This window comes from Microcoleus sp. S36b_A4 (genome assembly GCF_036700645.1).
GTDB lineage: Bacteria > Cyanobacteriota > Cyanobacteriia > Cyanobacteriales > Microcoleaceae > Microcoleus.
Window position 1 is genome coordinate 1 of the sequence record NZ_JAUBPI010000051.1, and the last position, 13,102, is coordinate 13,102.

Annotated in this window: 16 protein-coding genes and 1 tRNA gene; 11 read left to right on the forward strand and 6 right to left on the reverse strand. The window is 46.8% G+C overall.

Features of this window, described 5'->3' with window-relative positions; translation table 11 throughout:
* Positions 1 to 40 precede the first annotated feature (40 nt).
* Positions 41 to 769: an AIM24 family protein gene (locus tag QUA03_RS17100; protein WP_333213446.1), complete on the reverse strand. Its 729-nt coding sequence runs from the start codon at positions 767 to 769 to the stop codon at positions 41 to 43.
* Between the two features lie 180 nt (positions 770 to 949).
* On the opposite strand from QUA03_RS17100, the gene QUA03_RS17105 reads away from it, so the two are divergent.
* Positions 950 to 2,446: a glycosyl hydrolase family 57 gene (locus QUA03_RS17105; RefSeq protein WP_333213447.1), complete on the forward strand. Its 1,497-nt coding sequence runs from the start codon at positions 950 to 952 to the stop codon at positions 2,444 to 2,446.
* Between the two features lie 143 nt (positions 2,447 to 2,589).
* Here the strand turns inward: QUA03_RS17105 and QUA03_RS17110 are convergent, their stop codons facing one another.
* Positions 2,590 to 2,889 carry a hypothetical protein gene (locus QUA03_RS17110; RefSeq protein WP_333081447.1) on the reverse strand — a complete coding sequence of 100 codons (300 nt, stop codon included), beginning with the start codon at positions 2,887 to 2,889 and terminating at the stop codon, positions 2,590 to 2,592.
* A gap of 49 nt (positions 2,890 to 2,938) precedes the next feature.
* Positions 2,939 to 3,550, reverse strand: a complete 612-nt coding sequence (locus QUA03_RS17115; protein WP_333213448.1) for a DNA-3-methyladenine glycosylase — start codon at positions 3,548 to 3,550, stop codon at positions 2,939 to 2,941.
* Positions 3,551 to 3,570: 20 nt separating this feature from the next.
* Between QUA03_RS17115 and QUA03_RS17120 the strand changes: the two genes are divergently transcribed.
* Positions 3,571 to 3,693 carry a hypothetical protein gene (locus tag QUA03_RS17120; RefSeq protein ID WP_006633228.1) on the forward strand — a complete coding sequence of 41 codons (123 nt, stop codon included), beginning with the start codon at positions 3,571 to 3,573 and terminating at the stop codon, positions 3,691 to 3,693.
* A 172-nt stretch (positions 3,694 to 3,865) separates the two neighbouring features.
* Here the strand turns inward: QUA03_RS17120 and QUA03_RS17125 are convergent, their stop codons facing one another.
* Positions 3,866 to 4,384, reverse strand: a complete 519-nt coding sequence (locus QUA03_RS17125) for a pentapeptide repeat-containing protein (protein ID WP_333213449.1) — start codon at positions 4,382 to 4,384, stop codon at positions 3,866 to 3,868.
* A gap of 515 nt (positions 4,385 to 4,899) precedes the next feature.
* Between QUA03_RS17125 and QUA03_RS17130 the strand changes: the two genes are divergently transcribed.
* Positions 4,900 to 5,403: a hypothetical protein gene (locus tag QUA03_RS17130; protein ID WP_333213450.1), complete on the forward strand. Its 504-nt coding sequence runs from the start codon at positions 4,900 to 4,902 to the stop codon at positions 5,401 to 5,403.
* A 108-nt stretch (positions 5,404 to 5,511) separates the two neighbouring features.
* Positions 5,512 to 5,892, forward strand: coding sequence for a translation initiation factor (locus tag QUA03_RS17135; RefSeq protein WP_333213451.1), 381 nt, complete (start codon positions 5,512 to 5,514; stop codon positions 5,890 to 5,892).
* A gap of 157 nt (positions 5,893 to 6,049) precedes the next feature.
* Here the strand turns inward: QUA03_RS17135 and QUA03_RS17140 are convergent.
* A tRNA-Ser gene (locus tag QUA03_RS17140) sits at positions 6,050 to 6,134 on the reverse strand.
* Between the two features lie 34 nt (positions 6,135 to 6,168).
* Positions 6,169 to 7,086 (reverse strand): TIGR04168 family protein, encoded by a 918-nt coding sequence (locus tag QUA03_RS17145; RefSeq protein ID WP_333213452.1) that lies wholly within the window; start codon positions 7,084 to 7,086, stop codon positions 6,169 to 6,171.
* Between the two features lie 211 nt (positions 7,087 to 7,297).
* On the opposite strand from QUA03_RS17145, the gene nadA reads away from it, so the two are divergent.
* The 7 genes from nadA to QUA03_RS17180 all read left to right on the forward strand — a co-directional run bounded on the left by nadA (position 7,298) and on the right by QUA03_RS17180 (position 12,882).
* Positions 7,298 to 8,266 carry a quinolinate synthase NadA gene (gene nadA / locus QUA03_RS17150; protein WP_333213453.1) on the forward strand — a complete coding sequence of 323 codons (969 nt, stop codon included), beginning with the start codon at positions 7,298 to 7,300 and terminating at the stop codon, positions 8,264 to 8,266.
* A gap of 156 nt (positions 8,267 to 8,422) precedes the next feature.
* Entirely contained in the window at positions 8,423 to 9,040 is a 618-nt protein-coding gene (locus QUA03_RS17155) for a TIGR04282 family arsenosugar biosynthesis glycosyltransferase (RefSeq protein WP_333213454.1), read from the forward strand.
* 410 nt (positions 9,041 to 9,450) lie between these two features.
* Positions 9,451 to 10,167 carry a TIGR04283 family arsenosugar biosynthesis glycosyltransferase gene (locus QUA03_RS17160; RefSeq protein WP_333213455.1) on the forward strand — a complete coding sequence of 239 codons (717 nt, stop codon included), beginning with the start codon at positions 9,451 to 9,453 and terminating at the stop codon, positions 10,165 to 10,167.
* Between the two features lie 113 nt (positions 10,168 to 10,280).
* Complete coding sequence (locus QUA03_RS17165; protein ID WP_333081456.1) at positions 10,281 to 10,790, forward strand: photosystem I reaction center protein subunit XI; 510 nt, start codon at positions 10,281 to 10,283, stop codon at positions 10,788 to 10,790.
* 57 nt (positions 10,791 to 10,847) lie between these two features.
* Positions 10,848 to 10,964, forward strand: a complete 117-nt coding sequence (locus tag QUA03_RS17170; protein ID WP_333042098.1) for a photosystem I reaction center subunit VIII — start codon at positions 10,848 to 10,850, stop codon at positions 10,962 to 10,964.
* 337 nt (positions 10,965 to 11,301) lie between these two features.
* The gene (locus QUA03_RS17175; RefSeq protein ID WP_333213456.1) at positions 11,302 to 11,856 is read left to right on the forward strand and encodes a hypothetical protein; all 555 of its coding nucleotides are present in this window, start codon (positions 11,302 to 11,304) and stop codon (positions 11,854 to 11,856) included.
* Positions 11,857 to 11,994: 138 nt separating this feature from the next.
* On the forward strand, positions 11,995 to 12,882 hold the full coding sequence (locus tag QUA03_RS17180; protein ID WP_333213457.1) for a hypothetical protein: 888 nt from the start codon (positions 11,995 to 11,997) through the stop codon (positions 12,880 to 12,882).
* Positions 12,883 to 13,102 lie beyond the last annotated feature (220 nt).

Genomic DNA, 13,102 nt, shown 5'->3' on the forward strand with positions numbered 1-13,102 from the left:
TTCGTACTTCATATTATGGGAGCTAATTTTTTCTTTTATTTTACCTAGAACGAGCGCACTTTCGCAAGAGGTCTAATAATTGACCTTTCCCCTGATAAAACCAAACATAACCCTCCCCGCCACCTTTGCCAAAATGACCTAATTTTCGATAATCTTCTTCAATCCCCTTGGTAAATCCTTTTACTAAATCGCAATCAGCTATCAAAGTTTCACCTTGTTTTAGTTCGACAATCTTAGCCGGTGAATTTGTAGCTGCTATAACAGTAGCTTTTTGCTCGCGCAAAGCTGTAACAGCAATTCTCCACCTACCGTCATTAGAAGCTGCCACTTGTCGGAATTTCAGTTTTTTAGCACCGATAACTACATTGTCCGAACAAAACTGAAATACACCATCATCAAATTCCCACTGCTCCCCATCCGACAGAGCGATCGGCGTATAATGCAGGAAATTGCCTTTTTGTCTCGGTTCCAGTTTCACCGTACCAGTTCCTTGATATACGGGAGCGTTGTAGTCCATTTCCGTTGTCAAAGATACCCACATATCTTTTAAACGGTTATCCGTTTTATAAACACCGGAAGTCAATTTCCCCATACACCAATGCAGCGCACCTTTTTGAATAATCACTCCGGAATTATTCAAGTTAATTTCCGCTTGCTGAACGATGGGAATATTCTTAGTGGGATGATAAAACTTGTTCGTTTCTGGATTGATATTATTTTGGATGTACCACAAATCTGTTGGTTCCCAAACCTTGATTTCGTATTTCATAATTTACCTCGCCTATTTACGTGAAATGTGTTAAACATTTGACCCGTGATTTGGGGCTGTCGCAATCCCGGATTTATCCGGTAAAATTTATCTTTGGCAGACATCCTCTGCTACTGTTAAATTATCTAGCTATATTAGCAATAGCAGACAGCGCCCCTCCACAATTGTTGAGAAAAATTTATGCCTGCGATCGCACAATCTCCCAATTTACCGATTTTACAAGAAATCAACTCAGGATTGCCCAACATTTGCGGCTCCGAAGCAGAAATCAGTGCCGCAGCCAATAGCAACGAACCAATCTTTCTACCTACCACAAATCTGCGCCTCGAAAACATTCAAGCCGGATTCGCCTGCGCCCTCCATATGCACCAACCGACAATTCCTGCGGGTGCAAACGGCGAACTAATCTGCAATCTCCAGCATATGTTTGAACATCCCAACCAAGGAGACAATCACAACGCCGGAGTCTTTGCTTGGTGCTATTCCCGTATGGGAGAATTTATTCCCCAACTGATTGCCGAAGGCTGCAACCCGCGAATTATGCTCGACTATTCGGGCAACTTATTGTGGGGATTACGCCAAATGGGACGCGACGATATCTTTGATAATCTCAAGCGGATTACCTGCGATCCTCAATATCAACCTCATGTAGAATGGCTGGGGACAATGTGGAGTCACGCCGTCATTCCCTCAACTCCCATTCCCGACATCAAACTCCAAATTCAAGCATGGCAACATCATTTCGCAGCCATTTTTGGCATTGATGCCCTGAAGCGCGTTAAAGGTTTTTCGCCCCCAGAAATGCACTTTCCCAATCACCCAGATACACTTTACGAATACATCAAAGCTTTGAAAGAATGCGGATATCGCTGGCTGATGGTGCAGGAACATTCTGTAGAAAATCCCGACGGATCGGGATTGTCGCAAGACCAAAAATATATTCCCAACCGTTTAGTTGCTCGCAATTCTCGCGGGGAAACAATCAGTATTACTGCTTTGATTAAAACCCAAGGTTCGGATACGAAGTTGGTCGGTCAAATGCAGCCGTATTACGAAGCAAAAGGACGCAATAAGCAGGAAATTGGCAATATCACAATTCCTTCTTTAGTTACTCAGATTGCCGACGGCGAAAATGGCGGCGTGATGATGAATGAATTTCCCAGCGCTTTTGTCAAAGCTTGGCACGAAAACCGCGAACAAGGCGGGGGAAAATCCGGTGTTGTTGGTTTAAACGGCACTGAATATTTGGAGATAATTGAAGCGGCGGGCGTTAATCCTGATGATTATCCTGTTTGTCAGGGGATTAACCAGCACAAAATCTGGCAGTTAGTCGATCGTGATAGTGCTACACCGGAAAAGGTGGAAAAAGCGATCGCCCAACTCAAGCAAACCGACCATAATTTTCACATGGATGGTGCTTCTTGGACTAACGATTTGAGTTGGGTGAAAGGCTACGAAAATGTCTTGGAACCGATGAATCTACTCAGCGCTGCATTTCACAAAAAATACGACCCGCTGGTGCAGCAAGATGCGGCAGTTACTAAGCAGTTTGAATACCAGCAAGCTTTGCTTTACAATTTGTTGGTGCAAACAAGCTGTTTCCGCTATTGGGGACAGGGAACTTGGACTGATTACGCGCGCGAACTTTACAACCGCGGCGCTGCTTTAATGAAGTAGCAGAATTTATTGTAGGGTGCCCCGAAAACCAACTGTTTGAGCTTCCTCAAATATCAGCGTTGACGCACCCTACATCTAGAAAACTTTATTGATAAAGAGAGGACTAGAGTCCTCACTACAAACACGAATTTATCAATTACTGTCTACATTTCCTGCATCAACCGCAAATAGTTTTGCCGCATTTGCGTCATATTTTCCATCATTCTATTAGCCATATCTTTCTCAACATCGCTCATTTGCTGCCAAAATAAAGCCGATCGCCTCGCCATAATTGCTTCTTCCCACAACATCTCCAAAAGTTGCGCCGCCATTGGGTTTTCAGCATCGATAATTCCACACAATTGCTCGAAAGCCCGGTTGGCTTCGTTGTGAGTGCTAACATCCTGAACCAGGGTTAGGCATTTTTTGAGTTGTACGATCGGATTTTCAGAAGAGTAAGCCATAATTTCACTGAGATAAGCGACAAAATTTACACTGATACCTTTGAGATTACTAGAGTTGTGACACAGCGGTAGAGTTCCCTACATACCACCGCCAAGGCAAATCCATTCCTTGAGAAATCCCGATCCGCGTAGTTTGCACAAAATTTATTGTACCCTCCTCCACAGCTTGCTGAAAGTTCTCGCTCCGGTGTTCCAATCGTAGCGGTTGGCCTGCACCCAAGGGAGAACCGCTTAAAGTTCGATCGATCTGCAGTACCTTACACAGTTTCCCAGGCCCGGCGGCGAGGCGCGATCGCTTCTTCTCGGGAATTCCAGCGAATTCTTGGGGAAGCGCATCTAGCTGCAAAGCTCGAATCAGTACACCACTAGCAACTCCCTCTGCATCCGTCACCACATTAAAACAGTGATACATCCCGTAGATTAAGTAAACGTAGCTCATACCCGGAGGCCCGAACATCACCTCACTGCGAGGAGTGCGCTGTCGGTAAGCGTGACAAGCGGGATCTCCCGGGCCGTAAGCTTCGGTTTCGACAATCATTCCCCGAATTGTCTCGCCGTCAGGAAACTGCCGCACCAGAGTACAGCCGAGCAAATCTGGCGCTACGCTGGTAGATGGCCGCGCCAGCCAAAAAGATTCTACAATCTGAGTATTTGCACTCACTCAACAACAGCAGGTAAATTATGGACGTTAAGTTAGTTTTAGCAGTCTTGACAGCAGTTTTCACCGTTTGCTGTCTGTTCTTCGGCACAAAAAACGGATTCTACGATACTGATAAGTATCACGGTAACGGTTCTGCTCACTAATTTTAGGCGATTGTTAGTTGCTTAAAAAAACCGCCGGCTGACTGACAGGTGGCGGTTTTTTTTAATGAACCACAGAGGCCACTGAGGACACAGAGAAAGAGAAAAGAGAGTGCAGAAAAAATGAAAAGAAGTTGACAAATGATGACACAGCAGATTGCTTTATGGGCTGCAATTAAGGATGAATTTTGCCATCGGGCATTTTAGCTTCTTGCAAGCTAGCATTTGAGAAGTCAGCGCATCCCATGAGGTTAAAACGCATTGTCGCTCCTCGATCCGTTGCTTTCATATTAAAACCAACTACTGCATTTTCTGGGTTATTTTGTTCTGGAATAGCGGTGACATTAAAATCCATATTTGCTTCTTTTTCATTAGCCTCAAGGTTGAAAGTAATGCCGCTACAGCCCAAATCAGCTCCGGTCAGGTTGGCTTTATTTAAGTTAGCATTTTTTAGGTTGGCATTGGCTAATTTTGTTCCTGACAAATTAGCACCTTCGAGGTTCGCGCCCTGCAAGTTAAATCCTTGTAAGTCAAGTCCCTTCAAGTTGGCATTCCTGAAATTGCATTCGGGACATTGCTTGGTTTCCAGTAATTGCTTGACTTGGTTTTGTTGAGTTGAAGCCGGTATATATTTGACCGCAGTAAATATAACTGCGATCGACAAAGCAGCAGTAAGTAAATTTTTAAATTTCATACAAGTTCTGAAAAGCTTTCGTAGCTTTATTTTGCGATTAATATATTGCTACAGTAGGGTGATCGACCTCTCCAGAATTCCCACAAAAAAATGCAGGCATCTCCGAGAACCAGTCCAACGCAATTAAACACCGCCAGACTTATACATCCACCCTCCTTTCCCTCGCCAGTGCTGCTTTGAGTTTCGGACTCGCCCCCTCCGTCTGCTTCACTTTGCTTTAACCAGCCCACAAACGAAATTTACTGTTACCCGAAGGCGCGCATTTGCATATACCTCCAGACTGAAATAAAAGAAACTTTATTTATATCCCTGGAATGAGTAAATCATCGAGAGATTACAGCATGATTGAATAGAAACGCAATACCGTACCTGCGCTGTTAAGTTCTCAGCAACTACTTTTGTCAAAAAAATTGCTTTGAGAAATTAATTTACTCTAAAAACTGTTGGCAGCAGCTCAGGTTCCTAAACCTCGCCAGAACACACCCTACCTATAATCCCGACAATTCGGAGCGGCAATGAACACAATCAAACCCGAACCAAAAAGATCGCGCTTCATGGCTCTGCTGCTGACAACTCTGCTGACATTTCCCTTTGTGACTGCTTGCGGTTCTAGCCAGGAAAGTTCCGCTCCCCCGCCTCCTGTTGACGATACTCGCGCTGGAGGAGTGCAAACTAATCGTGCCTCCACTCCTTCGCCACAAGCGAAAAAAGGATTGAGCAATGCTCAAAAAGTAGGGATTACTTTAGCAGGAGCCGCCGCCCTTTACTACATCTACAATCAGCACAAAAATAAACAAGAAAAGGGGCCGCAGGGAAAACATTACCTTTCCAAAAACGGTCGCGTTTACTACCGCGATGCCCAGAATCGCGCTCACTGGGTAACGCCCCCGCCTGGAGGAATTAAAGTTCCGGAGTCCGAGGCAGTGCGTTACCGCGAATTCCAGGGGTATAACAACCAAAATACCGGTCGAGACCTTACTACCTTGCCGGAAGCTACAGCTCCTGTTCCGGCACAGTAGTGTAACCATTTGAGATTTTAGATTGCAGGTTCCGTGACGTTCAATTAAATCTGGGATTCCCAATCTAAAACAGTCGTTTTTCAACACATAAAAAAGAGGAACTCTATCATGGTAGACGGATTTTTGCGGAAGTTAAAAGATGCGATCGTCGGGCCAGACAGCGAGCAAGTCGATCCTGACGGCTATTACGAAGATGCCTCAAATCCCGGACAGTACGGCAACGTGACTCCGGCAAGCGAAGACCCCTACGGCGACCCCGCAGACTACGGACAGTACGGCAACGTGACTCCGGCAAGCGAAGACCCCTACGGCGACCCCGCAGACTACGCCGGTACCGACTACGGACAGTACGGCAACGTGACTCCGGCAAGCGAAGACCCTTACGGCGACCCCGCAGACTACGTAGCGGATGCTGGAATGTTCGGCAATGTGACCCCGGCAAGCGAAGACCCCTACGGCGACCCGGCGGATGAAGAAGGCTTTAGTTAAGTCAGTGGGCTAGAAAATTTACCTGGTAAGCAACAGCACCCCTGCGGGGGTGTTTTTTTGTTGCGAAATACTACGAGTGAGCGAAAGATGAGCGGAAAAGGGAACTCTTGAGGGCATAGAGAATCTGAAACCCTTAACGGACAAGAGAATTGTTAAACGGAGAGGGTGGGATTTGAACCCACGGAACCTTGCGGTTCACCTGATTTCAAGTCAGGCGCATTCGACCACTCTGCCACCTCTCCGGGCGCATAAATTTTATCATACCAGCAAATGTCTCTAACTACAAATAGCCGCAGATTCAGCGCGCCGATAAAGAATTTGTTCTCTTTCTACCCCGAAATCTTCGCCTACCCATACCAGAGAGACTTCCGACACTGCTCCATTTTCCAGCAGGACGATCGAGAAATTCCGCAGTTTCGAGCACTCTCTCTCGACAATTCGCGGTACGCTGGCCGCATTCAAATAAACTGTACCCTCCGCACTCACCTCCAGCGACTTCCGCAACTCCTGCTTCGTGTGCCGCAGTTTGTGGTGCATATGACCAAAAGTTACCAGCGGTATGTGCTTCCCAGAACTCCGAGTTCGATTGATCGCCTCCGCAAAATCCGGGTCGCCCCAATCCCCTCCCAATGGCTTCCAATCCCGCCCGCAGGGGTCTTCAGGAGCCTCTCCCAGCCCCGTCGGCCCCGTGTGACCCAAAAAAATCACATTTTCGCAGTCCGCCTCCGCCGCAGCTTCTGCAATGCGCCGTGCTGACTCTTCAAAACTTTCTACCCCAAACCACTCCGAGTAAAAATCCCCGTACTTCCACTCCGATCCCCCCCAAGTAAACGGGCGGCTTCCCACCACAGTTACGCCCAATTCGGGAAAATCCCGTTTCCCGTAACCGACGTGAGCTTCTCCCATTAAATCTAACTGTTGTTTTACCCAATTTTCTTGGGTGCGATCGTAAGGGCACTGACTGCGACCCCACTCCGTCGCCGTGTACCAAGCATCGTGGTTCCCAAACACCGCTGCTTTCGGAATGTCCAATTGGGCGATCGCCCGCACCACCTCCACCGACTCATTGCCAAAATCCCCCACAAACAGCACCAAATCAACGCCCAGATGCTTCAGGGCTTCCCCGTCTTCAGGTTCCCAGCGATCGTGAACATCCCCCACCACCGCAATTTTGATAGATTTAGCTTTATTCATGTGATTTGTCATGTGCGATCGATCCCTAGCCCCTTCTTACTCAGCATAAGAAACAGCGACCAATTTTTGCACTCTCCCGCAGCATATTTTGGATTTTAGATTTGAGATTTTAGATGAGCTCCACTGAACAGCCAGCAGTTTTTGGTGAATTCAACTATAATTCAAAATACACTTTAGCTGTCTTCGCCACCTTCCCCGGAATATTCTAACTGTGTTTACCACCGCACCTGCTCCGAACTTTACTCAAACCCGACTGCCCGACGACTTGTTTGCAGCCATTAACGCCCTCAAACAAGAGTTAAACGCCGTCATTCTCGCCCACTATTACCAAGACTCCGAGATTCAAGACATCGCAGACTTCATTGGCGACTCCCTAGAACTTGCCCGCAAAGCCGCCAACACCAGCGCCGAAGTCATAGTTTTTGCCGGAGTTCATTTCATGGCCGAAACCGCAAAAATTCTCAATCCCGACAAATTAGTATTGTTGCCAGACTTAAATGCTGGGTGTTCCCTCGCCGACAGTTGCCCTCCCGAAGCCTTTGCAGCTTTCAAAGCCGATCGACCAGGACATTTAGTAATTTCCTACATTAATTGTACCGCCGCCATTAAGGCAATGAGCGATATAATTTGCACCAGTTCTAACGCCGTTAAAATTGTCAACCAAATTCCTGAAAATCAGCCGATAATTTTTGGACCAGATCGCAATCTCGGCCGCTACGTCATGGAACAAACAGGCAGAAACATGGAGATTTGGCAAGGAGCTTGCATTGTCCACGAAAACTTCTCAGAAAAAAAGATAGTTCAACTCAAAATCGAAAATCCCGAAGCCGAAATAATTGCTCACCCAGAATGCGAACCTCTCGTGCTGCGCCACGCTAATTACATAGGCTCCACCACTGCTTTGCTCAAATATTCTCAAGCTAGTTCCAGCCAAGCTTTTATTGTCGCGACTGAACCGGGAATCATTCACCAAATGCAAAAGCAAGCTCCGCACAAACGCTTTATTCCCGCTCCTCCCAACAATAATAGTTGTGCTTGCAACGAATGCCCTCACATGAGATTAAATACCTTGGAAAAATTGTATCTAGCTATGAAAAATCAAACGCCTGAAATCACCATGCCCCTAGATATTCAACTAGCAGCTTTGCAGCCCATCCAACGAATGCTAGAAATGAGCTAACTGGTGGCTATTTTTCAGTAAATACATTGTATGCTGGGTTGGGCACGGCGATTAAATTAAGTCATTGCCTAACCCACCAACTCGGCAATTCGTGAAGCAGTAGTTAACTCTTTCTCTTCCTCTGCATTTCATTCCTTGAAAACTCATCAACAATAAATGATACCCGAAAAACTGATTGTTTTCACCCGCTATCCCGAACCGGGAACAACCAAAACTCGACTAATTCCGGTGCTGGGAAAAACAGGCGCTGCCAACCTTCACCGCTTGATGGCCCAACGAACGATCGCCTGCGCGCTCTCTCTCCAAACATCCCGCCGATTATCAGTAGAAATTCACCGAGCCGGCGGCAGCCAACAACTGATGCAAGAGTGGTTGGGAAGTGATATTTTGTGTCAAAATCAAATAGACGGTGATTTGGGCGCAAGAATGACAGCAGCATTTCAAAAGTCTTTTAATTCAGGGGTTAAGAAAACAGCAATTATCGGCACTGATTGTCCTGATTTGAAAGCCGAAATCATGGCACAAGCTTTTGATGAAATGAGCCAGCACGATGTAGTTTTGGGTCCCGCGACAGACGGAGGTTATTATTTGATCGGGTTGCGGCAATCGATACCGGAATTGTTCGGTGGCATTCCCTGGGGAACCAGTGAAGTATTTGCTTGTACGCGGGCGATCGCCCAAAAGCTCGATCTCAATATTGCTTATCTTCCCACTCTTACAGATATTGATCGACCAGAAGACCTCCTTGGTTTAGATATTAATATATTGAAATAACTAAACTCTATTTAAGGCTGATTAACTATTAGAAAGAATCATATATTTTTTAATAAAAGTGCTTGCTTGTAAAACCGGAACGTCCTAATATAGTAATTGTATTTGTCTAACCAAATGCTGAATCTCAGTAGCAGTTAGACAGCGCTTGGGACAATAGTCCCAGGCGCGATAAAAAGCCAAAAATTACCAACTAAATTAGCAACTAACAGCTCGGCTTTGTACAAAACCCGCCATGCCACAGGAAAGCCCTATGTAGGCGCGGGGCCTGTGTAAAAAATGACCAACTAATAGCTTGGTTATTTACCAAACTCTCACGTTAAGGCAAAATGTAGGGGCGAACCCGGGGTCAGAAAGGGGCAAAATCAGCTTTGTACAAAACCCGCTCTCTCTCACGGGCTGCTTAATTCTGTATGTCGCCAGAAAATCCCAATCTCAAAATTTCCATTATCATTCCCGTCTTAAACGAAGCATCTACAATTGCCCCAGTCATCTCCACCGCGCTTCAGGCCCAAAATGTCGAAATAATTGTCGCTGACGGCGGCAGCAGTGACGGTACTACAGATATAGCAAAATCTTTGGGCGTCCGAGTTATCTCCACCGCCCCAGGCCGTCCAGCCCAAATGAATGTAGGTGCAGCCGCCGCTACTGGAGAGATATTGCTGTTTCTCCACGCCGACACTCTTTTGCCTAGGGGGTACGACGATAGCGCGCGTCGGGTACTAGCTAATCCCTGTACGCTAGCGGGGGCCTTTGAACTCAAGATTGACGCCCGCAGTCTCAGCCTCCGGTTGGTAGAAACAGGGGTAAACTGGCGATCGAACTTTCTGCAAATGCCCTACGGCGACCAAGCTATTTTCCTCCACGCAGTTACCTTTGACAAAATTGGCGGTTTTCCCGACTTGCCACTGATGGAAGACTTTGAATTCGTGCGCCGATTGAAAAAACAAGGCCGCATTGAAATAGTACCCCAGCCAGTGCTGACCTCCGCCCGTCGCTGGCAACAGCTTGGGGTTCTCCAAACCACCGCCATTAATCAAATAGTAATCATCGCTTATTTCCTGGGAGTGTCGCCCGATCGACTCGCTTTCTGGTATAAGAGGCAAAAGAAAAATTCTTCCAAAAACTAAAGAATAGTGAACTTTTCTAAAGCTCGCCGTTAATTATGTAAATAGGAAACACGTCCCTGCGTAAAATATGACTTGAACGCCTCAACTTTTTAAACTGCGAGGACAAACAGAATATGGCCGATCCCAGAGATGCAGAGCTTATTAAACCCTTTAACGGCGACCCCTTCACGGGTCATCTAGCAACTCCCATCAGTGCTTCTGATTTCACAAAAGCATTCATTGGGAACTTGCCCGTCTACCGCAAAGGACTCTCGCCCCTAATTCGAGGCCTAGAAATTGGTTTGGCACACGGTTATTTCCTCGTCGGCCCCGAAATCGTCTTCGGCCCCCTGCGGGATTATCCAGAAGCAGCTAATCTCGGAGGATTATATACAGCCCTCGTCTTAGTTCTGCTTGGCACACTAGGTATGTCTGCTTACGGTTTAGTCTCTTTCAAACAAGACAACACCAGCTACCCTAGCGCTAATCCCATGACCCCTGATGCCCTCAGAAATGCTGAAGGCTGGAGCCAGTTTACCGGTGGTTTCTTCATTGGTGGAATGGGTGGTGTCTTTGTTGCCTACTTCTTACTCGAAAACTTTAACGGCGTTGATGCCATTTTCCGGGGCTTAGTCAACAATTAGACTTGACTCCCAAATATCCCTGTTGGAACACACTAACTTTAGTTTGGAGAATTTGATATGACAGGTTCCTACGCTGCCTCTTTCTTGCCTTGGATTTTGATTCCCCTAATTACCTGGGTGATGCCGGTGGTGGTAATGGGTTTGTTGTTTATCTACATTGAAAGCGACGCCTAATCCTTACCCCTAAAGTAAGACCTAAGTTGGAAAGCCGAAGTAAGACGATGGATGAACAATTGCTCTGAAATTTCTAGATAAATCTAGAGAAAATCAGCAAAAATTGTTTTGAGATTGCTGGCTATCAGAAAACTTAGTTTCTTTACCCCCATCCCCAGAATTGATCTGTGGAGCAATCTTTCAGTTTTCTTCCTTCAAAACTCGTAATTGCAAAAAAATCCTCTGTCGGCAGGCAGAGGATTTTTTTGCAAAGAAGACAAATCATCCGCTCAGAGCACACAAATTGCCCAATTCTAAGCCACAATTGTTATGGAAACCTACTAATGAGGAGACAGCGATGCAATTTTCCCCCGCACGCCGCATCTTAGCTCCATTCCTGATCTCGGTACTGCTGTTAGTGACCGCCTGCGGTCAAACCCAAGCCCCCTCCCGCTGGGACAAAGCCCAGCAGGAAAGCACCCAAAAACCTGGTAAAGCACAGCAGACAACTGCTGATAAATCAAGTGCGAGTAATCAAAACCTGCCCAAGAAGGCAGTGGCAGGCGGTAAGTTAAATAAATACTTCCCGGCTTCTGGCGGTGGATTCGATCGCGTTTTTGCTCAAGAAAAATCCGGTTTTGCTGAAGCTAAGCTGAACAAAGACGGAAAAAATGTCGCGGTTCTCTCGATTAACGACATCGCCGGCAACCCTAGCGCAGGTGCAAAATTTAAGCAAAGTACCAAGCAAATTGCAGGCTATCCCGCCATTAATCAGGGTGCTAATGGTACCGCTGTTTTAGTGGCAAATCGCTATCAGGTGAAAGTTCAATCGCGCAGTCCCTCTTTTACCGCTAGCGAGCGCGAAGCTTGGCTGTCAAAATTTAACCTGGGCGGTCTCGCCCGCGTCAAGTAGCAATGTCTCTTGTCACACTCCGCGCCTGACTCCAGTCTGGCGCTATTAAAACTAAGTTTGCCACAAAGAGAGTGTGAAGTTTTTGCCATCTGCCAAAAGTAATACCTTTGATTTTCGTTCCAGCATAAGGAGTTTTTTGTGAGCAAAACAGTCTTTGAATTAGTCGATCAACTGCCTCAAGACAACATGACTGTCAAAGCCCTGCGAGCGCTTGACTTTGTGGTTCCCGGTGAGTGGAACAATTTAGTTGGCTTTGAAAATACCATTCGCACCGTTACTGGCGAAACTGACGAAGAACTGATCCAGCAAATCGGCGAGCGCGCTATCTACCTCTTCAACGATAAATCAGAGGGCTACCAGCGCGCTCTCTGGCTCTACCAAACTATTGACAACGCCGACAAGGCTTTGGGCACTGCCGCCCTCGCTAACAAAGTTGCGGAAAATGTGCCGTTTTTGTCCATGCTAGGCAATCTCACTCCCAAGCCGGAAAAAGCTCAAACGATCGACCTTTCTCTGAAGTTAGTCACTGAGTTGCTCGCTTTTTGCCAAATCAACGGCATTCCTGGCGACAGCATCGGCGATTTTGCCGCATCCTTGGGCGACTACGGCGGCGAATCCCTGATGCGGATGGCTGCTTTGGTTTGCTTTGATGGTTTGATTCCTTTGGGCCCAGACTTTATCATGGCAACTCAGTCTTGGATTCAGAGACTCTCCCCCAGCGATTTGCAAGATAATTCGGTCTTTAACTCGATCGGTGGCATGATTCCAGGGGGCTCTCCCGCAGGCCAGTTGGGCTTTATCGGCGAAAGCTTTAACTCGGTTTCCGGCTGGATGAGCTCTTTTGTGAGCGATCGAGGTTTGACTCCCCAAAACGTACTTGGCCACTTGCAGAGTTTTGTGGAAATTTCTGCTGACAAGGTAGACTACGTGGGCGCATTCCTCGACATGACTACCAACTACTACGAACACACCGGTGTTCAAACTCTAGCCCGCCGTTTGATTGAACGAGCTGTCGCTGAGATTTAGAATAACCAAAGGAGTTGTGATATTGGCGGTCGATCGCCCTGTGAGAGTGTTTTCAGTTCAAATTTTTTTGACTAGCCATTCTCTCAGGTTGGTTTGCGATAAAATGTGTGCCCTCAAGAAAGTCGATCGCCCGCTTGCTCAACTCCCAACTCCTTACCGAATCACTTTTAACAGGAAGCGTTAATGTCAGAAGAACCGAAAAATCCTACCGCTGGCGAAT

Bases quoted from the DNA above. Each gene is read 5' to 3' on its own strand.
- QUA03_RS17100 (WP_333213446.1), bottom strand. From the start codon at position 769: ATGAAATACGAAATCAAGGTTTGGGAACCAACAGATTTGTGGTACATC.
- QUA03_RS17105 (WP_333213447.1), top strand. From the start codon at position 950: ATGCCTGCGATCGCACAATCTCCCAATTTACCGATTTTACAAGAAATC.
- QUA03_RS17110 (WP_333081447.1), bottom strand. From the start codon at position 2,889: ATGGCTTACTCTTCTGAAAATCCGATCGTACAACTCAAAAAATGCCTA.
- QUA03_RS17120 (WP_006633228.1), top strand. From the start codon at position 3,571: ATGGACGTTAAGTTAGTTTTAGCAGTCTTGACAGCAGTTTTCACCGTT.
- QUA03_RS17125 (WP_333213449.1), bottom strand. From the start codon at position 4,384: ATGAAATTTAAAAATTTACTTACTGCTGCTTTGTCGATCGCAGTTATA.
- QUA03_RS17130 (WP_333213450.1), top strand. From the start codon at position 4,900: ATGAACACAATCAAACCCGAACCAAAAAGATCGCGCTTCATGGCTCTG.
- QUA03_RS17135 (WP_333213451.1), top strand. From the start codon at position 5,512: ATGGTAGACGGATTTTTGCGGAAGTTAAAAGATGCGATCGTCGGGCCA.
- QUA03_RS17145 (WP_333213452.1), bottom strand. From the start codon at position 7,086: ATGAATAAAGCTAAATCTATCAAAATTGCGGTGGTGGGGGATGTTCAC.
- QUA03_RS17155 (WP_333213454.1), top strand. From the start codon at position 8,423: ATGATACCCGAAAAACTGATTGTTTTCACCCGCTATCCCGAACCGGGA.
- QUA03_RS17160 (WP_333213455.1), top strand. From the start codon at position 9,451: ATGTCGCCAGAAAATCCCAATCTCAAAATTTCCATTATCATTCCCGTC.
- QUA03_RS17165 (WP_333081456.1), top strand. From the start codon at position 10,281: ATGGCCGATCCCAGAGATGCAGAGCTTATTAAACCCTTTAACGGCGAC.
- QUA03_RS17170 (WP_333042098.1), top strand. From the start codon at position 10,848: ATGACAGGTTCCTACGCTGCCTCTTTCTTGCCTTGGATTTTGATTCCC.
- QUA03_RS17175 (WP_333213456.1), top strand. From the start codon at position 11,302: ATGCAATTTTCCCCCGCACGCCGCATCTTAGCTCCATTCCTGATCTCG.